This is a genomic window from Promicromonospora sp. NFX87, assembly GCF_048564965.1.
Taxonomy (GTDB): Bacteria; Actinomycetota; Actinomycetes; order Actinomycetales; family Cellulomonadaceae; genus Promicromonospora.
The window spans coordinates 2330017-2347371 of sequence record NZ_CP183413.1; the positions used below are offsets into that span (position 1 = coordinate 2330017).

The 17355-nt window shown below is 72.4% G+C and carries 15 protein-coding genes; 4 read left to right on the top strand and 11 right to left on the bottom strand.

The window, feature by feature from the left end; all coding sequences use genetic code 11:
* Positions 1–22: 22 nt before the first annotated feature.
* The 6 genes from ACNYC2_RS10430 to ACNYC2_RS10455 all read right to left on the bottom strand — a co-directional run bounded on the left by ACNYC2_RS10430 (position 23) and on the right by ACNYC2_RS10455 (position 5305).
* Positions 23–688, bottom strand: coding sequence for a response regulator (locus ACNYC2_RS10430; protein ID WP_419706936.1), 666 nt, complete (start codon positions 686–688; stop codon positions 23–25).
* Positions 681–1922, bottom strand: a complete 1242-nt coding sequence (locus ACNYC2_RS10435; protein WP_419706937.1) for a sensor histidine kinase — start codon at positions 1920–1922, stop codon at positions 681–683. The genes ACNYC2_RS10430 and ACNYC2_RS10435 overlap by 8 nt, the downstream gene beginning before the upstream one ends.
* Before the next feature lie 64 nt (positions 1923–1986).
* Positions 1987–2787, bottom strand: a complete 801-nt coding sequence (locus tag ACNYC2_RS10440; RefSeq protein ID WP_419706938.1) for a hypothetical protein — start codon at positions 2785–2787, stop codon at positions 1987–1989.
* Between the two features lie 54 nt (positions 2788–2841).
* The gene (locus ACNYC2_RS10445; protein WP_419706939.1) at positions 2842–3585 is read right to left on the bottom strand and encodes a hypothetical protein; all 744 of its coding nucleotides are present in this window, start codon (positions 3583–3585) and stop codon (positions 2842–2844) included.
* Entirely contained in the window at positions 3582–4343 is a 762-nt protein-coding gene (locus ACNYC2_RS10450; protein WP_419706940.1) for an ABC transporter ATP-binding protein, read from the bottom strand. The genes ACNYC2_RS10445 and ACNYC2_RS10450 overlap by 4 nt, the downstream gene beginning before the upstream one ends.
* 92 nt (positions 4344–4435) lie before the next feature.
* Positions 4436–5305: an alpha/beta hydrolase gene (locus tag ACNYC2_RS10455; protein WP_419706941.1), complete on the bottom strand. Its 870-nt coding sequence runs from the start codon at positions 5303–5305 to the stop codon at positions 4436–4438.
* A 137-nt stretch (positions 5306–5442) separates the two neighbouring features.
* Between ACNYC2_RS10455 and ACNYC2_RS10460 the strand changes: the two genes are divergently transcribed.
* Entirely contained in the window at positions 5443–6021 is a 579-nt protein-coding gene (locus tag ACNYC2_RS10460; protein ID WP_419706942.1) for a TetR/AcrR family transcriptional regulator, read from the top strand.
* Between the two features lie 437 nt (positions 6022–6458).
* Here ACNYC2_RS10460 and ACNYC2_RS10465 read toward each other — a convergent pair whose 3' ends face one another.
* From ACNYC2_RS10465 to ACNYC2_RS10475, 3 genes are all read right to left on the bottom strand, one after another.
* Positions 6459–7850, bottom strand: coding sequence for an ABC transporter substrate-binding protein (locus ACNYC2_RS10465; RefSeq protein ID WP_419706943.1), 1392 nt, complete (start codon positions 7848–7850; stop codon positions 6459–6461).
* Between the two features lie 121 nt (positions 7851–7971).
* Positions 7972–8766: a hypothetical protein gene (locus tag ACNYC2_RS10470; RefSeq protein ID WP_419706944.1), complete on the bottom strand. Its 795-nt coding sequence runs from the start codon at positions 8764–8766 to the stop codon at positions 7972–7974.
* Positions 8763–9473 (bottom strand): ATP-binding cassette domain-containing protein, encoded by a 711-nt coding sequence (locus ACNYC2_RS10475; RefSeq protein WP_419706945.1) that lies wholly within the window; start codon positions 9471–9473, stop codon positions 8763–8765. The genes ACNYC2_RS10470 and ACNYC2_RS10475 overlap by 4 nt, the downstream gene beginning before the upstream one ends.
* 162 nt (positions 9474–9635) lie before the next feature.
* Here ACNYC2_RS10475 and ACNYC2_RS10480 point away from each other — a divergent pair, with 162 nt between their 5' ends.
* Both ACNYC2_RS10480 and ACNYC2_RS10485 read left to right on the top strand, forming a co-directional pair.
* Entirely contained in the window at positions 9636–10802 is a 1167-nt protein-coding gene (locus tag ACNYC2_RS10480) for a sensor histidine kinase (RefSeq protein ID WP_419706946.1), read from the top strand.
* Positions 10784–11452, top strand: a complete 669-nt coding sequence (locus ACNYC2_RS10485) for a response regulator transcription factor (protein ID WP_419706947.1) — start codon at positions 10784–10786, stop codon at positions 11450–11452. Before ACNYC2_RS10480 ends, ACNYC2_RS10485 begins: the two co-directional genes overlap by 19 nt.
* A 111-nt stretch (positions 11453–11563) precedes the next feature.
* Here the strand turns inward: ACNYC2_RS10485 and ACNYC2_RS10490 are convergent, their stop codons facing one another.
* Positions 11564–12634, bottom strand: coding sequence for a LacI family DNA-binding transcriptional regulator (locus ACNYC2_RS10490; protein WP_419706948.1), 1071 nt, complete (start codon positions 12632–12634; stop codon positions 11564–11566).
* Positions 12635–12681: 47 nt separating this feature from the next.
* Between ACNYC2_RS10490 and ACNYC2_RS10495 the strand changes: the two genes are divergently transcribed.
* Positions 12682–13878, top strand: a complete 1197-nt coding sequence (locus ACNYC2_RS10495; protein ID WP_419706949.1) for an MFS transporter — start codon at positions 12682–12684, stop codon at positions 13876–13878.
* A 63-nt stretch (positions 13879–13941) separates the two neighbouring features.
* Here ACNYC2_RS10495 and ACNYC2_RS10500 read toward each other — a convergent pair whose 3' ends face one another.
* On the bottom strand, positions 13942–17310 hold the full coding sequence (locus tag ACNYC2_RS10500) for a S8 family serine peptidase (protein ID WP_419706950.1): 3369 nt from the start codon (positions 17308–17310) through the stop codon (positions 13942–13944).
* Between the last annotated feature and the right edge of the window lie 45 nt (positions 17311–17355).

Here is a 17355-nt window from a genome sequence, read left to right on the forward strand (position 1 = left end):
CGGAGCCGAAACGGGTAGGTGCTCAGCCGGTCCCGGTGATGCCGTGCTGGTAGGCGAGGATCACGAGGTGCACCCGGTCGCGGGCGCCGAGCTTGGCGAGGATGCGGTTGACGTGGGTCTTGATCGTCGGCAGGGCGAGCGTGAGCTCGGCGGCGATCTCGGGGTTGGACAGACCTCGTGCGATACCGAGGAAGACGTCGTGCTCGCGCGGCGAGAGCACGGCCCGAGGGTCGGCGTCGGCGCGGTCGAGGGTCGCCACGTGGGCCTCGATGAGCCGACCGGTGACACGGGGTCCGAGGACGGCGTCCCCGGCCGCGACGGTCCGGATCGCGTCGGTGAGCTCGGCGGGTGTGGCGCTCTTCAGGAGGAAGGCGCTGGCGCCGGCCCGCAGGCTCTCGAAGGCGTAGGTGTCGAGGTCGAACGTGGTGAGCACGACGACCCTCGCGCCGGGATCGGCCCCGGTGATGCGGCGGGTGGCCTCGATGCCGCCGATCCCGGGCATCCGCACGTCCATGAGCACCACGTCCGGCCGGAGGGTGCGGGCCAGGGCGACGGCTTCCTCGCCGGTGCCTGCCTCGCCGACGACGGCGATGTCGTCGGTCGCGTCCAGCACCAGCGAGTTGCCGGTGCGGATGAGGGCGTGGTCGTCGACGAGGAGCACGCGGACCGGCGGGCGGGGCTCAGTCATTCGCGACGCCGTTCCGCCTGGTGCTCGTTTCTCCGGGGTCCGGGACAGCGCGCGTACCAGCGGCGGCCAGGACGGCGCGGGTGCGCCAGCCGCCGTCCGGCACCGGCCCGGACTCGGCCGCACCGCCGTGGGCCGCTGCACGCTGCCGGATGCCGACCAGCCCGTGCCCCGGCGGGCCCTGCCGGGTGACCGGCCCGCCGTCGTCGGTGATGGTGAGGACGACGACGCCGTCGCGGTGGTCGATCGTCACGGTCGCCCCCGTGGGAGCGTGCGCGTGCCGGAGCGTGTTCGTCAGGGACTCCTGCGTGATGCGGTAGACGGCCTGCCGGAGAGCGGCGTCCGCCGGTAGCTCGGGCCCGGTACTGGTGAGCGTGACGGGCAGCCCCGCGACCCGGAAGCCCTCGGCCAGCTCCTCCAGGTCGGGGAGGTTGTCACCGGAGTGATGGAGGTTGGCGTCGAGCCCGGCGTCGGCGTCGCGGAGCAGGGCCAGGGTGCGGTGCATGTCGCCGAGCGCGTCGCGGCCGACCGCGGCGATCTGCTCCACGGCCTTGCGCGACCGTTCGGGATGCTTCTGCGCGGCGCTGGTCGCGCCGTTGGCGAGGGCGACGATGACGGTGAGTGAGTGGGCGACGACGTCGTGCATCTCGGCGGCGATGCGGGTGCGCTCGGTCAGGGCCGCGTTCTCGATCCGCTGGTTCATGGTCTCGGTGAGCCAGCGGGTGTGGTCCCGCCGGCTCCTGACCAGGACCCCGGCGGCGAGGGCGATCAGCGTGACGGGGTCCATCAGGGAGCCGAGCTGCGGGCGGACCCCGCTCAGCGAGTACGGGACGGTGGCGAGCATGGCCACCGCCACCGCAGCGCCGTAGCCGATCATCGTGCGGGCCGTCGTCCGGCGGGAGGCGACCGTGTACAGCGCGGCAGCGAACGGCAGCATCGGAAGACCGAAGCCCGGCTGCGTGAGCGCGCCGAGCGCGCCCGCCAGGGCGGCCACGATCAGCACCGGGACCGGCCACCGACGGCGAGCCAGCAGGATCCCGGCCGAGGCGGCGAGCAGGAGGTAGCCCCACCACGCGGTGCCCTCGGCGCGGAGGCTCAGCGCGAGCAGGTGGGGGAGCCCCGCGGCGACCACGACGGCGACGTCCACGGTGCCCGGGTGCCCACGTACCCAGAGGGCGAGGCGCGACGGCGGACGTGTCAGGTCCGCTGCCTCGACCCGCAGGTACTCCGTCGTCATCGGTCCCCTTCTCGCGGTGGGTGTCCGGGTCCATTCTGCGTGGTGCGGGCTGTCGGGCCGCATGTCAGGCGTCACGCAGGTGGAGCAGCACGCCCGCCACGAGCAGTGCGACGACCGCCCACAGCGCGAGGACGCTGAAACCCGTCCACGGATCTAGCTGCGCGACCGAGTGGAAGTCGGAGATGAGCCGGCGCCCCGCGTAGGTCGGGGTGTAGTCGGCGGCTTCCCCGATGCCAGGGATCGACGACACCAGCGGCGGCGCCACGACCAGGAGACCGAGCACAGCGGTGAGCGCGCCGGCGACGTGGCGCAGAGCGGCCGCCAGGCCCGTGGCGAGGACCGCGATCGCCGCGAGGTACACCCCCGAACCGAGCGCGAGCCCGACGGACTCCCCGAGCCGTGGCGCGTACACGACGTCGGACCCCGCCAGGATCAGCACCGACAGGCCGAGGCCGCACACCGCACCGACGGCACCGATCAGGAATCCGAGCGTGGCCAGCACGAGGGCTTTCGCCGCCAGCCAGGGTGATCGTGCCGGCAGCGCCAGCAGCGACAGCCGGGCCTGCCCCGACGTGTACTCGCCGGTGGTCGCGAGGACGGCCAGCACGGCGACGACGATCTGCGCCCACAGCACGCTGTCCATGAACTGCATCGGCTCGGCGGTGATCGTCTGCCCGGCGAACCGGGGATCGGCGAGCCGGGACCGCAGGCTGACCGAGAGCAGCGCGCCCGTGCCGATGATCGTGAGCAGCGCGCCGGCGGCGAGCACGCGGTGGGAGAGCAGCGTCCACAGCTTCACGGCTTCCGCGGCGACCGCGCCGACGAGCAAGGGACGGGCCGGGGTCAGGGTGATGCGGCGGGTCATCGGGTTACCTCCACGGTGTTGGCGCTGTTGGGCGAGGGGGTGCGCTCCCGGCCGTCAGACATCTCGAGCCCGGAGCGTGACGACGGCACCCGCGAGCGCGGCAGCCGTCCAGGCGAGCAGGACGGCGTATCCGCCCCAGGGCCCGAGCTCGGTAGCGGCGCCGTCGGGTGCGAGGAGCAGCAGGCCCGCTGACGTCGGCAGGTAGAGCGCGAGCTCCCGCACCTCGGCCACCGGGACGATCGTGGCGGCGAGCGGCGTGACCCACAGGACCACGACCACCGTGAGGATCGAGCCCGCGAGGTCGCGCACGATCGCCCCGATCCCGAGCGCCAGCACCGCGATCGTGCCCAGGTACAGCCCCGCGCCGGCCACCAGCCGGACCACGAGGGCCGGTTCCGTGCCCAGGTCGGTTCCTGTGGCGGAGGCCAGGGCGAAGGCCGTTCCACCCCCGGCGGCGCCGGCGGCGAGCCCGACGGCGCCCACGACCGCGACCTTCCCGGCCACGACCGGCCACCGGTCCGGCACGGCCAGGAACGTGACCCTGATGGTGCCCGACGCCCACTCCGAGCAGATCAGCACGACGGCGAGCACCGCCGGCACGAACTGCGCCCACGCGACCCCGGCCAGCAGCTCGGTCGCCGTCGGCGCAGGGACGGGGCCGTCGCCGTCCTGGGCCGACAGCAGCAGCGCGGCGAAACCGACGATCAGGGCGAACGCGGCGCTCGCGGCGACCGTGTTCGACGGAAGCGAGCAGAACTTCAGCCACTCGGCGTGCATTGCCCGGGCCACGGCGGTCACGCCTCGTCCCCGATGCCGGCCCGGGACCCACCGGCGTGACCGCCGCGGTACTCGACGGCGTCCCGGGTCAGCGTGAGGTACGCCTCCTCGAGCGTCCGGCCGGCGTCGGAGGTCAGTTCCGCGATCGGGGCGTCCGCGATCAGCTCGCCCCGCCCGATCACCACCACGTGGTCCGCGACGAGCGCCAGCTCGCTCAGCAGGTGCGACGACAGGAACACCGTGCGCCCCTCGGCGGCGAGCGCGCCCAGCAGAGAGCGGATCCACGCCACGCCGTCCGGGTCCAGCCCGTTGACCGGCTCGTCCAGGATCAGCGTGTGCGGGTCACCCAGCAGCGCGACGGCGATACCCAGCCGCTGGCTCATCCCGAGGGAGAACTTCCCCGCCCTGAGACGGGCCGCGCTCTCCAGACCCGTCAGCCCGATCACCTCGTCGATCCGCGCCGCCCGGAACCCGTGCGTCGCCGCGACGGTGCGCAGATGGTCGACGGCGCGCCGGGACCGGTGCGCGGACCTCGCGTCCAGCACCGTGCCGACCTCTCGCAGCGGCGCGCGCAGCCGGGCGTACCGCACGCCGTCGATCAGCGCCTGACCCGTGGTGGGGCGGTCGAGCCCGACGATCGAACGCATCGTCGTCGACTTGCCCGCCCCGTTCGGTCCGAGGAACCCGGTCACCTTTCCCGGTTGCACCTCGAACGACAGATCGCGCACCGCCCATGTCTTCCCGTACTGCTTGCCCAGCGACTGCACCTGAATACCCATCAGCGACCTCCGGTCTGCGAACGACGTGGGTCGACGCTACGAAGAGGCCGGTGGCCGGCGATGCCACCCCAGGGTTGAACTTCGGCGGCCGGTTACCGCGCGTGGCACGCCTTCAGGTAGCTGAGGAACGATGCCTGAAGCCCCGTGACATGTGTCTCGTGCAACATCGCGTTCGAGACCTGTTCCGACCGGCCCTTGATGTGCAGCTGATCCATGACCGCGAGGACGTTGCGCGCCATCCCTCGGTAGATCGGGATGTCTCCGAGCACTTCGGCTTCGTTCAGCGTGACGTGCAGGCGCGGGGGAGCGGAGTCCTCGTCCGGTTCGGACAGGGCCCCGACCAGTCCGAAGACCTGGCTGTCCGTACTCACCACACCGGGGCTGCCTGCGCCGAAGGTCGTGAACGGTGCGGCCTCGCGCAGCCAGGCGTAGAGGGCGAAGAGACCCCCGTAGGAGTAGCCGAAGAGGCCGTGCCCGGACTCGCTGACACGCAGCTTCTGCTGCAGCTGGGGGTGGAGCTCGGCGGTGAGGAAGTCGAGGAAGACATCCGCGTGCGTGTCCGACAGCTCCGCGAGATAGGCCTCCATCTGCTCCTGGGTCATCTTCCCGGTGTCGCGCGCCCACTCGACGGTGGCCACCATCTCCGCGCTGACGGGTTCCCCCGGCGGGACCAGGTCGCGGTTGCGCAGGTGCTCCCAGGCCGCGGCCTCCTCGCCGGCGTAGCCGACGCTGACCTGGATGTAGGGGCCGATCGTCAGGAAGGGGTCTGCCTGGGTGACGATCAGGGGTGCGGTGAGACCAACGGTCCAGTTGCCGTCCACCACGTAGATCAGCGGGAGGGGATCGGTGGAGTCCGCATAGCCAGGCGGTGTGGTCACCCAGACGCCGTAGCTGTGTCCCGACCGTGCGGTGACCTCGAAGTACTCGGTGTCCGGCAGGCAGCCGTGCAGCATCTCGCCCATCCAGCTTCTCCTTTCATGGTGCCACCGTGCTTACCACCAGGGCGGCCCTGTCCCCGCCGGGCAGGTCTCCTAAACAGTGGTGAATTCGATGTCGGGTACGCTACTCAACAGTGTTGAGTTCGTCAACGGGAGGTACCGTGAGAGCGCCGGTCGGAGAAGGTCGGGAGCGCCTGCTGGAGGCCCTGTTCGACGAGTTCGGTGAGAACGGCCCGAGCGCGAACCTGTCGATGCGCCAGGTCGCCGAACGGCTCGGCGTGCATCACACGCTGCTCACCTATCACTTCGGTTCGCGGCCGGGTCTGCTGCGCGCCGTGCTGTCGGAGGCTCGCCGCCGCGACAACCTCGTCATTGCCGCGGCCGGGAACGAGCTCGGGTTCGAAGCCCTGTGCAGGACGATCTGGAGCTTCTACTCGGACCCTGCGCACGAGGATCGGATCCGTGCCTTCTTCCACCTGGTCGGGCTCGCCGTCTACGAACAGGACGTGTTCCACGAGTTCGTCGCGGACATCGACGACCTGGCGCGCATCCTTGAGGCGGCCGCCCTGCGCGACGGCGTCACGCCGGCGCAGGCAGAGCGGCAGAGCATCATCGCCACCTCGTGTCTGCGGGGGCTGCTGCTGCAGCGACTGCTGACCCCGACCGCCGAGATCGACGCCGCGGCCGAGCACTTCATCACAACGTTGGGGTCTTTCACCGGTGAGGGCCGCCCGTCGTGAACCGCCCCGGCGTCGAACCGCTGGTGTCCTGCGTCTGAGGTTCGCGTTCCAGGCTCGTGGCGCCGCGAGCTCGGTCGGATGCACGCGGCCCGAACCGAGATCGGTCGCTTGCTCTGAGATCGGTCAATCAACGGACCGATCTCAGAGCAAGCGACCGATCTCGAACCACAACGAGTGCAACGGACCGATCTCGCGGGACCGCACAACTTATGGGGTCAACTCATGAGGCCAACTTCAGACGCAGGACACTAGGAGTGTCGGCGGCACGCTGCGGTGACCACCTCGCCCCAGCGGGGGCCGGCATCGATGTCCGCCTCCAGAACACAGTTAGGCCCGGTTTTGCGTCCGAAAGCATGCGTGATCGTGTTCTGGAGGCGGACCTCGCTGCAGCGACCGTGGGCACGTGGCGCGCGTCCGTGACGGGGTGAGGCAGCGACCTATTCGTCCGGGCCGGTGACGCTGAACCCCTGCTCGTTGCCGTACCGGACGACCGACTCCTGCCAGGCCTCGTGCCCGTCCGCGAGGGTCCCCGAGCCGGTGTAGGCCTGCCCGACGGTGTCGGGGAAGACGCTGTTGGCGTGCACCTGATAGGGCAGGTACTGCCACCCGGGAGCGACGTGGGCGGCCGAGTCGGCCAGGACCCGGTTGATCTGCTGCCCGCCGAAGAAGTCGGGCTCCTCCGCGAGGAAGGCGGGGTCGGTCAGGTCCCGCATCGTGGCAGGGAAGGCGCCGGCCTCCAGACGGGTGGTGACGCCGTCACCGATGTTCGCGTACTTGAGGAAGGCGTAGGCCAGCTCCTTGTTCTGGCTCCCTTGCGGGATCGCCAGCGCTGAGCCGCCGTTCTCAGCGGTCTGGTAGGCCCCCTTGGTCCACTGGGGCATCCGCGCGACGCGCCAGTCGCCCGACGCCGCGCCGGCACCGGTCGCGAGGTTCGCGGGCATCCAGGCACCGGTCACGAGCGCGGCGATCTCGCCGTTGCCCAGGGCCTGGAACCAGACGTCCGACCAGGCGGGGACGTCGGCGAGCAGGCCACGGTCGATGAGCTGCTGCCACATGCGCGCGAACCGTGTGCTGCCCTCGTCGGCGAGGTCCACCGTGACGTTCGTGCCGTCCACCTTGAACGGGTGACCGCCGGCCTGCCAGATCATCGACGTCGTGAACCCGGCGTCGCCGCTGTCCGACGTGATGTACGTGTCCGGGTCGTGCGCATGGATGGCCTCCGCGGCGCCGACGAACTCCTCCCACGTCGTGGGCACCGCCACGCCCGCCTCCTGGAACACCTTCGCGTTGTAGAACAGGGCCATCGGGCCGGAGTCCATCGGCAGGCCGTACACGGCCTGGTCACCTGTCGCGCTGCCGGTCGCGGTCACGGCACCCCACGGGCCGGCCGAGAACGACCTGCCCAGGTCGCTCGCACCGAACTCGGTCAGGTCGGCCAGCGAGCCGGCGATGGAGAACTGCGGCAGTGCGTAGTACTCCATCTGTGTGACGTCGGGGACGCCGGACCCGGCGCTGATCGCGTTCTGCAGGGCGACGTAGTGGTCGTTGCCCGTGCCGACGTTCGCCATCTCGATGTTCACGTTGGGGTACTTGGCCTCGAAGTCCTCGACGACCTTGTCCAGCGTGGGCTCCCATGCCCAGACCAGCAGGTCGCCGCCCTTCTGGAGGACGGCGTCGTGCGCACCGTGGGAGAGCCCCGTACGGTCGGCGCTGCCCCCTGCGACCGTACGGGGGGCGCCGCACGCGGTCAGTGCCAGCGCCAGGACGCACGCGCTGGTGAGCGCTGCCACGGTCCAGCGGCGGATGGCTGATGGTGCGGGTGCGGACATGTGGCGGGGTAACCCTTTCGGTCGGAGCGTCAAGCATCCGGCCCGTGAGCTGGGGCGGCAACCCGTAGGCGCCGCCCCAGCCGGGACCGAACCGCTTGGTCCAGCGACTTGTCCGGATCTGTCAGCGCAGCTCGATCCGGCTCACCCGAAGGAGGCCGAGGAGGAAGGGCGCCGCGACCCACAGACCGATCGAGGAGAGGAGCGGCCCCACTGCCTTGAGGCTCATCTCGCCGTCGGCCAGCGGGACGGTCGTGGCGTTGAGGTCGAGCCAGCTCGCGAGCGTGCTGCCGAGATCGCCCGTGAGGCCGACGAACCCCCAGACGATCGAGGCCACGAAGTAGACGACGATCGATGCCGCACCGTTGAGCAGCATGGCGCCCAGAGCGATACCGCACAGCGTGTACAGGACATTGGTGGCGGTCCAGCCGGCGAGGGCGACCGGGTCGAGCGCGAAGCTCGCCGCCGTGTCCCGGGTGGCGGCCACGGCGGCGGCCGTCGGATAGGCGACCGCGATCATCAGGGCGCTGGTGGTGATCGCCACCGCGGTCCCGGCGGCGAGCTTGGCGACGAGCACGCGCCAGCGGCGCGGTTCGAGGGCGAAGGTCGTGAGCGCGGTGCGCTTGCTCCACTCGCTCGTCACCGAGATGATCCCGAGGACCGGGAGGAACAGGCTCAGGGCGGGCCCGGTGCTGGTGGCGATCTCCTGGACGTCCTGGACGTCCAAGGTGAAGACGAAGGTGCGGACGAGCATCGCGCCGACCGCCGCGAGCACGAGCAGCGTCAGGAGCACGACCGCCGCCCGGGTGTCGGTGAGCTTGCGGATCTCCACGGCGGCCAGACGCGGGAACGGGACGGTGCGCGAGGGCCTTCCGTCCACGCGTAGCCGGCTGGCGTAGGGCAGGGTCGTGGTGCTCATGCTGCGCTCCGATCGTTCGTCGAGGTGAGGTTGAAGTAACGGTTCTCCAGGTCCTGCGCCGCGCTGGGGTCGATCGCGCCGGCCTCGAGGATGCGGCCCCGGCCGATGATGACGACGCGGTCGGCGAGCTGCGCCACCTCGTGCAGCAGATGGGAGCTCAGCAGCACGGCGCAGCCGTCGTCCGCGACGGCACGCAGCAGATCGCGGATGGCCCGGATGCCCTGGGGGTCGAGGCCGTTCGCCGGTTCGTCGAGGACGAGCGCCTTCGGTGCTCCCAGGAGGGCCTGGGCTATCCCGAGGCGCTGGCGCATACCGAGCGAGTAGCCCTTGACCGCGCGCCGGCTCTCGGCGGCGGAGAGACCGACGAGATCGAGCACCTGTCCGACGCGCCGGCGGTCGACGCCGATCATCGCCGCGGCGAGGCCCAGGGTCTCGGCACCGGTGCGTCCGGGGTGGACGGCCTGCGCGTCGAGCAGGGCGCCCACCGTGCCGGCAGGGTTACGGATCGTCGCGTACTGCTGCCCGTCGATCGTCGCCCGGCCAGAGGTGGCCCGGCTGTGGCCGAGGAGGATCCGCATCGCGGTGGTCTTGCCGGCGCCGTTGGGCCCGAGGAAGCCCGTGATGGAGCTCGCCGGCACCTCGAACGAGACGTCGTCGAGCGCGAGGGTCGCGCCGTAGCGCTTGGTGACATGGTCGAAAGTGATCATGGGTCCAGTCCACCCGGCGCGGGGTCGCCGCTGCTACGGACCTGGGGCCATACCGGGCGTCGCAGGTCTCCTCCGCGCCGGCCGGAACCTAGACCTTGGTCTATCCGCTCGTGGCCCGAGGTCGCTGGCACCGCCCCGACCGGCTGCCTACGATCGGTCGCGATGAGACCCCTGACTGGCAGGCAAGAGCTGCTGCGCTACGTGATCGCGTCCGTGCCGCTGGTGTTCGCCGGAATCGCCTGGGCGTTCATCGTCGCCCAGGGCATCGAGGAGTGGCCGGTGGCCGCACTCGACCTGTCCCTCGGAGCGGTCGCACTGGTCCTGCTGCACTGGCGTCGGCGGCTGCCGTTCGTCATCGCGGTCGGCACCGCGCTGCTGACCGTGGAGTCGAGCTCGGCCACGGGCGCCGCGTTCGTAGCGCTGGTCTCGCTCGCCACGCACCGTGACTGGCGGCGTACCGCCGGGGCCGCCGCGGTGCTGTGGCTCGTGTTCGTCGGCACCTCGTTCGTCGACTCCGGATGGGAGGTGCCCACCCTGGTGGCCGCGGTCGGTGGCGCCGTGACGATCGGGTGCCTGGTCGGCTTCGGTCTCTACCGGCGCAGCACGCGGGACCTCGAGCTGTCGGAGGAACGACGGCGGGAGGGGGAGCGGCGCGACGGTCTGGAGCGTGCGCGCGCGGGGGAGCGGGCGCGGATCGCGCGCGAGATGCACGACGTGCTCGCCCACCGGCTCTCCATCCTGTCCCTGCACGCGGGCGCGCTCGCGCACCGCACCGACCTGACCGCCGACGAGGTCCGCCAGGCGGCGGCGGTCATCCGGGACAACGCGCACGCCTCGCTCGAGGAGCTGCGCAGCACGCTCGGCTCGCTGCGCGAGGAAGACCCGCTGGGCGGCCCGCAGCCCTCCTTCGACGACCTGCCCGCCCTCGTCTCCGAGGTGCGGGAGGCGGGTCAGCGCGTCGGCTACCGCTCGGCGCTCGAGGACGTCGAGCAGCTGCCCCCGCAGGTAGGCAGGCACGTCTACCGCATCGTGCAGGAGGCCCTGACGAACGCGCGCAAGCATGCGCCGGGCGCACCCGTGACGGTCGAGCTGAGCGGTGCGTCCGGGACGTCCGTCGAGGTCCGCGTGACGAACGCCGCGCGCCTCCGGGGTGCGGCCTCCGTATCCTCCGACGGGCCCTCCGACGGTCCCTCCGACGGACCCTCCAACGGGCTCGGACTCATCGGGCTCGGCGAGCGCGCGGCGCTCCTCGGCGGCACCCTGACCCATCACAACGACGGCGACCGGTTCGTCGTGGAGGCCTCTCTGCCATGGAGCGTGACCGAGTGATCCGCCTGCTGCTCGTCGACGACGACCCGCTCGTCCGCCGCGGCCTCAGCCTGATCCTCGGCGGTGAGAGCGACATCGAGATCGTCGGAGAGGCCGCCGACGGGATCGAGGCGGAGGCCGCCACCCGCGATCTCGCCCCCGACGTCGTGCTCATGGACGTCCGCATGCCCAACCAGGACGGCGTCACGACGGCAGAGGCTCTGCTCCAGCGGCCCGACCCGCCGTCGATCATCATGCTGACCACGTTCCACGTGGACGACCTCGTGCTGCGGGCGCTCGCCGCCGGGGTGTCGGGTTACATCCTGAAGGACGCCGCACCCGAGAAGGTGATCGCGGCCATCCGGTCCGTGTCGGACGGCGAGCCCGTCATGTCCCCGACCGTCGCCCGCCAGGTGATCACGGCGGCGACCGCCGGCACGGCCGACGGCGCGAAGCGCGAGAGCGCACGCGCCGGGCTCGACGTCCTGACGCCGCGTGAGCTCGACGTCGCCCTGGAGATCTCCCGGGGTGCGAGCAACGCGGAGATCGCGGCGCGGCTGTTCGTCAGCGTGGCCACCGTCAAGGCGACGGTGACCCGCATCTTCCTCAAGCTCGAGACCGACAACCGCGTGACCATCGCGCTGCGCGTCCGCGACGCCGGCCTGCTCTGAGCAGTGCCGGCGAACGTGCCGGCGAAAGCGCCGGCCCTCGTTCCCTGTCCACCGGCTTGACCGGCGCTCACTCTCCGCCAACCGTTGCCTGCCGCCAGCTGATCCGCACGGTCAGGCCGCCGGTGGGGGCATCGTCGTCGCGCGGGTGGAGGCGCGCTCGACGATGTGCCACCGATCGGTGAAGTCGGCGGTGGAGCCCGCGAGGGCATACCGGGCGCACGCCGCGCCCTGCTCGCGCATGGACTGCGCGACCGACGTGATGCCCTGGGCGCGCGCGGCCTCCGCGTCGTCCCAGCCGGTGAGCGCTACGTCGCTCGGCACGTGCAGCCCGGAGGCCTCGATGGCCCGCAAGGCGCCGGACGCGAGCTCGTCGCTCATCGTGGCGAGGGCGTCCGGGCGGCCGGTGCGCGACATGAGCTCGTGCGTCATGGCCCGCGCCTCGCGGGCGTCGTTCGTCGAGCACACCGCGACGAGCACGTCGTTCCAGTCGGCGCCGACGTCGCCCGCCGCGTCGCGGAAGCCGAGCAACCGCTCGCGGGTGACGGGGAACGTCGCATCGTCCGGGTCCGGACCAGCGACGACGGCCGCCTCGCGCGCGCCGGTCAGGGGAAAGCTCAGTACTGCCGGCACCGTGCCGCCTGCGAAGACAAGCCGGCCGATCGCCCGGGCCGCCGCACGGTTGTCGATCCCTACGACGTGGGCTCCTGCGACGGCCGGGCCGCTGTGCACGACGACGGGGCGCCCGGTCGCGATGGCGGCGTCCACCACCGGCGCGCCGTCCTCCGTCGTCCACAGCACGTAGCCGTCCACGGCCGCCGCGCTGATCCGCGCCACGTCCGTGGTGGCATCGGTGACCGGGAGGATGGTCATCGCCTGTCCCTGCTCGGCGCACACCTCTGCCACGCCCGCCATGAAGGCCGTCGCCTGCGGGTCGTCGAACGCGTACGTCAGATGCTCGCCCAGCACCACGCCGAGCGCCCCCGCCTTGCCCCGTCGCAGCGATCTGGCCGACGGGTCGGGTGCCGTGAAGCCCAGCGCCCGGGCAGCGGCGAGGACCTTCTCCCGCGAGGCCGCGGAGACCCGCTCCGGTCTGCCGAACGTGTAGGACGCCGTCATCGTCGAGACGCCGGCGAGCTCAGCGACCTGCGCCAGCGTGGCTCGACGCGGGACCTGGCTGTTCACGGACAGCAGTCTATGCGCGGGCGCCGGCATTGTGTAGCGTTACACAGATGTCACGACACTTCTGGGCCGTGCCGTCCACGGCTGCCGCCGCAGCGATCGCCTTCGCCGTCTTCGGAGCCTTCTGGGGCGCGTGGGGTGCCTCGATCCCGGGGTTCCGGGCCCAGGCAGGGCTCGATCACGCCGAGCTCGGTGTGGCCCTGCTGTTCGTCGGGGCGGGGGCGCTGCCCGCGATGCTGCTCACCGGCCGGGCGATCGACCGGTGGGGGCTGCGCGTGGCCGCCGTCGCCGTCGCCGCGCTCGGGCTGGTGGGGGCCGGCGCCGTCCTCCTCGCCGAGGACCTGGTCAGCGCGTCGCTCGCCCTGGCCCTGATCGGCGTCACGTCCGGCGCCTCGGACGTCGCGATCAACTCCGTCGCGGGGCGCGCCGAACGTGAGGCAGGGCGCCCGTTCATCACCCGGGTGCACGGCGTCTTCTCCTCGTTCGTCGTGGTCGCCAGCCTCGGTACCGGTCTGCTCACGAGTGCCGGGGCGCCGGTCGTGACGCCGTTCGTCCTCGTCGCGGTGGCCGCGCTCCTCGCCGCGGTGGTGATGGCGAGGGTGCTCCCCGCCAGGCCCGGTGCCGCGGTGCCCGCTCAGCCGGTCCCGACCGGGAGCGCGGACGCGCGGCTCCCTGCCCTGCCCACCCTGTCGCTGATCGGCCTGGGCCTGCTCGGCGCGCTGGCCTTCGCCAGCGAGAACGCCCACCAGAGCTGGAGTGCCATCTTCGCCACCGACGCGCTCGGCGCCAGCCCCGCGGTCGGCACGTTGGCCCCGGCGGTCTTCGCCGCCACCGCGGCGATCACCCGGTTCAGCACCGGACGCATCGGAGCCGCGTACGCCCGCCCCACCATCGCCGTCGGCGCGACGGCTGCCGCGGCCGGAGCGGTGGTCGTCGCGTTCGGTCCCAACCTGGCGGTGAGCGCCCTGGGTATCGCGCTCGCGGCGGCGGGCACCGCCGTCCTGTTCCCGATGATCCTGTCCGTCGTGTCGTCCCGCGTCGACGAGGCCAACCGAGGTCGCGCCACCTCGACAGCGTCCACCGTCGCCTATCTCGGGTTCCTGTTCGGGCCGTCCTACGTGGGCTTCTGGTCCGACGCAGTAGGCCTGCGCGGCGCGATGCTCGCCGTCGCGTGCCTCGGCGCGCTGCTCCTGCTGCTCACGCCTCTGGTCACGCCGGGGGAGAAGGTGACTGACAGTCCCCGTTGAGTGCTGGGTATTTGCCCCGTGATCGCTCACGACAGGGCGAATACCCAGCACTCAACGGGACTGTCAGTTGATGGCGTACGCCCGGACTACCGTCTTGGTGACCGACGCACCCGCCGCGTCCCACGCCTCGACCTTGAGCGAGACGTGCTCGGCGCCGGCCGGCGCCCGGACCGCCGCGACGAAGGTGCCGTCACCGGTCCGGGTCACCTTGGCGCGGTGCCAGGTGGCGCCGTCGTCGGACGACCACCACAGGCGGGCGCCCTCGACCGTCGACGTGTCGTACGCGCCCTCCTGGTAGCCCGCGCCGATCTGCACCCGCGTGGTCGCCGGTGCGGAACCGGACGGGTCGAGCCCGCGCACGTCCCACGTGGTGTCGAGCACCGGCGGGCGGGCCTCGTCGGCGACGTCGGATCGTGCGTGGTACTCCCACTCGGAGCGGACGCTGGTGGACAGCCGGTAGGCGGGGTCGTCGGGCGTGCTCTCCAGCAGCATCCGGTAGTCCGCCCCGCCCTCCGGGACGACGGGGTAGGCGTCGCCGCCCTCGTCGTGGATCAGCTCGCCGTCCTGCCAGACACGCAGGCGCTGGTTGACCTCGGCGCCCCACAGCACGCCGCCGTCGTCGTCGACCCGCGGCCACGGGCCGATCCAGAGCTCACCGTTCCGGTGCTCGATCGGCGCCGCCGGGTAGATCCCCGCGGTCAGAACGCCTGCGGCCAGGCCTTGCCGCACACGGCCCGGTTCGCTCCAGACGTGCCTCTCGGCCTCGGCGAGCACGACGCCCACACCGTCCTCCTGGATCTCGGACTGGAGGTACCACCTGCCCGGCAGCGCCGTCAGGTACTCGGGGCGCCGCGTGCCGACGGGCACCGCCTCCACGGCGCCGCCGGCGATGATGGTGCCCGGCTCCCAGTACAGGCGCTCCGCGAGGTGGGTGTCGCCGACCGACGCGCCGTAGGTGGTGTCGACGGCGACCGTCGTGCGGCGGTCGCCCCGCAGCGCGGGCACCTCCACGCCCTCGCTGTGGTGGGCGAGGTCGTAGCGGTATGGGGCCGCCTCGTCACCCGTGGTGGGCGCGAGCAGCGTCGCCTGGACGATCGTGTCGTAGTCGCCGTGGGTCGCCGCCGGCACCGGGGTCAGTGCCAGGTTCGTCTCCGGCCCGTACTTCACGTTGACCGCGGCATAGGCGACCTCCGCCGAGTCCTCGGTCTCCACGGAGAGGCCCAGGCTCGCCAGCTCGGCCGGCCGGTGCGTGGAGGTGGTGACCTCCCGCGCCGTCGTCCCGTCCAGGAGCACCTCGGCGTCGGCCGTGGCGTCGACCTCACCGCTCGACAGGAACAGCGCTTCGGTAGCCGTGCCGTCCTCGCCGAACGTCTCGATGAACGCCATCGGGCTGTAGACGCCGGGGATGACGCGCGCCGTGGCGACGCCGTCCTCGAAGAAGAGGTTGGTGCCGAAGAGGCCGCCGTTCTCGGGGTCCAGCTTGATCGCGGCGCCCCACGTGTCGGCGGTGACGGGCTCGCCCGCCCGGTCGACGGCGCGCACCGTGAGGTTCACGTACTCGCGCTCCTTGGCCCAGCCGACGGGCGTGCGCACGGTGGTGCCGTCCGTCCCGGTGGCGACGAGCGTGCCGCCCACGGGGCCGATGGCGCCCGGGCCGTCGGCCGCGGTCACGTCGACGGTCGCGGTCCCGCCCGCAGGCACGACCACGGAGTCGGCCGAGAGCGTGAGCGCGTCGGACACCGAGGCACCCTCCGAGTCGGTGACGTCGCCCGCGAGGGCGAGCGTGACGTCGTCGGGTCCCGCGTTCGTGTAGGTCACAGTGTCGGTGGCCGTCTCGCCGTCGTGCGGCCAGGCGAAGGTGCCGAACGAGACCGAGGGCGTGGCCGTGACCTGCTGTGCGATGGCGCCCGGGACGGTGATCCGCCCGGCGCCCTCCGTCCAGACGTCGGCGCCGGTCGGCTCTGCGGAACCCATCAGCGCGGACTTGAGCGCCGTGTTGGAGAGGTCCGGCCGGGCCTGCTTGAGCACCGCGGCGGCGCCCGCCACGTGCGGGGCGGCCATGGACGTGCCGCTCAGCGCGACGTGCAGGTCGTCGACGACGTCGCCCGCCGTCGTGCCAGCGGCCCGCGCGGCGACGATCCCGTCACCCGGGGCGACGACGTCCGGCTTGAGCAGCCCGGCGTCGGCGCCGCCACGGCTGGAGTAGACGGTGACCTCGTCCGCGTCGTCGACGGCGCCCACCGTGAGGGCCTTCGCGGCGATGCCGGGCGAGCCCACGCTGCCCTGGCCGAGCTCGCCGTAGTTGCCCGCCGAGACGACGAACAGCGTGCCGTACTGCTCGGTCAGCTCGTCCACCGCGACGGCGTCCGGGGACGGGACGTCGAAGAACAGGCTGCCCAGCGACATGTTCACGACGTCGGCGCCCTCCGCGGCCGCCCACTCCATACCCTCGATGACGCCGGACAGCGTGCCGTCGCCGTTGTCGTCCAGCACCTTGCCGACCAGCAGGTCGGCGTCCGGGGCGACGCCCTTGTTCGCGCCGTCGGACGCCTCGCCCGAACCGGCGAGGATCGAGGCGACGTGCGTGCCGTGGCCGTCGCCGTCGGCCACGTCGCCCTTGCCGGAGAAGTCGCGTTCGCCGACCACTGCCTCGTCCAGGTCGGGGTGCGTCGCGTCGATGCCCGTGTCGAGGACGGCGACCGTGACACCCGCACCGGTGAACCCGGCCTCCCACGCCTCGGGGGCGCCGATCTGCGGGCTGGAGTCGGCGTCCGAGGCCCGGACCGGCTGGTCCAGCCAGACGTACCCGACGCTGCCGCCGTCGGCCTTCCTCGCGGAGGCGCCGGTGCCGGCCGGCGCGAGGGCGTCGAGCAGCTTCGCCGCCCGGCCCTTCGGCAGGACGTCGGCCACCGCGCTCACCGACTCCAGCTTCCGGTCGGGCGTGATGCCCGACGCCGCCCAGCTCTGCCCGGCCGGCGCCGCCGACCGGGCGCCGCCGTCGGACGAGCCGGCCGCCGCGGCGGCCTGGACGATCACGGGCAGCGTGTCCTGGGACGCGTCGTCGTACCCGGCCTTGACCAGGCCGGCCACGTCGAACAGCGCGCGGTCGAGGCGGCCGGGCACGAGCCGCGCGACGTCGCGCGGGATGACGTAGAGATGCTCACCCTCACGCTGCTGGAAGAAGGCCATGTGCTCACGGCCCGCGCCGGGCTCGACCGTCGCCGTGACGGAGCCGTCCGGCGCGGTCCGTACCGTGACGACGTCGCCGGTCAGCAGCGTCACGGTCGCGGGACGACCCTGCGCCGCGGCTGCCGGAGACTCCTGCTCGTGGTGTGGTGCCGGTGTGTCCTGCGGGACGGCCGCGGTCGCCCACGTCCCCCCACCCAGTGCGACCGCCATCGCGACCGCAGCTGCACTTGCTTGTCTACGCATCGGGTTTCTCCCGTCCGGATCGAGCGCGCCGCCTGTGCGGCGCCA

Bases quoted from the DNA above. Each gene is read 5' to 3' on its own strand.
- ACNYC2_RS10465 (WP_419706943.1), bottom strand. From the start codon at position 7,850: ATGTCCGCACCCGCACCATCAGCCATCCGCCGCTGGACCGTGGCAGCG.
- ACNYC2_RS10430 (WP_419706936.1), bottom strand. From the start codon at position 688: ATGACTGAGCCCCGCCCGCCGGTCCGCGTGCTCCTCGTCGACGACCAC.
- ACNYC2_RS10480 (WP_419706946.1), top strand. From the start codon at position 9,636: ATGAGACCCCTGACTGGCAGGCAAGAGCTGCTGCGCTACGTGATCGCG.
- ACNYC2_RS10470 (WP_419706944.1), bottom strand. From the start codon at position 8,766: ATGAGCACCACGACCCTGCCCTACGCCAGCCGGCTACGCGTGGACGGA.
- ACNYC2_RS10475 (WP_419706945.1), bottom strand. From the start codon at position 9,473: ATGATCACTTTCGACCATGTCACCAAGCGCTACGGCGCGACCCTCGCG.
- ACNYC2_RS10440 (WP_419706938.1), bottom strand. From the start codon at position 2,787: ATGACCCGCCGCATCACCCTGACCCCGGCCCGTCCCTTGCTCGTCGGC.
- ACNYC2_RS10485 (WP_419706947.1), top strand. From the start codon at position 10,784: ATGGAGCGTGACCGAGTGATCCGCCTGCTGCTCGTCGACGACGACCCG.
- ACNYC2_RS10450 (WP_419706940.1), bottom strand. From the start codon at position 4,343: ATGGGTATTCAGGTGCAGTCGCTGGGCAAGCAGTACGGGAAGACATGG.
- ACNYC2_RS10455 (WP_419706941.1), bottom strand. From the start codon at position 5,305: ATGGGCGAGATGCTGCACGGCTGCCTGCCGGACACCGAGTACTTCGAG.
- ACNYC2_RS10435 (WP_419706937.1), bottom strand. From the start codon at position 1,922: ATGACGACGGAGTACCTGCGGGTCGAGGCAGCGGACCTGACACGTCCG.
- ACNYC2_RS10495 (WP_419706949.1), top strand. From the start codon at position 12,682: ATGTCACGACACTTCTGGGCCGTGCCGTCCACGGCTGCCGCCGCAGCG.
- ACNYC2_RS10500 (WP_419706950.1), bottom strand. From the start codon at position 17,310: ATGCGTAGACAAGCAAGTGCAGCTGCGGTCGCGATGGCGGTCGCACTG.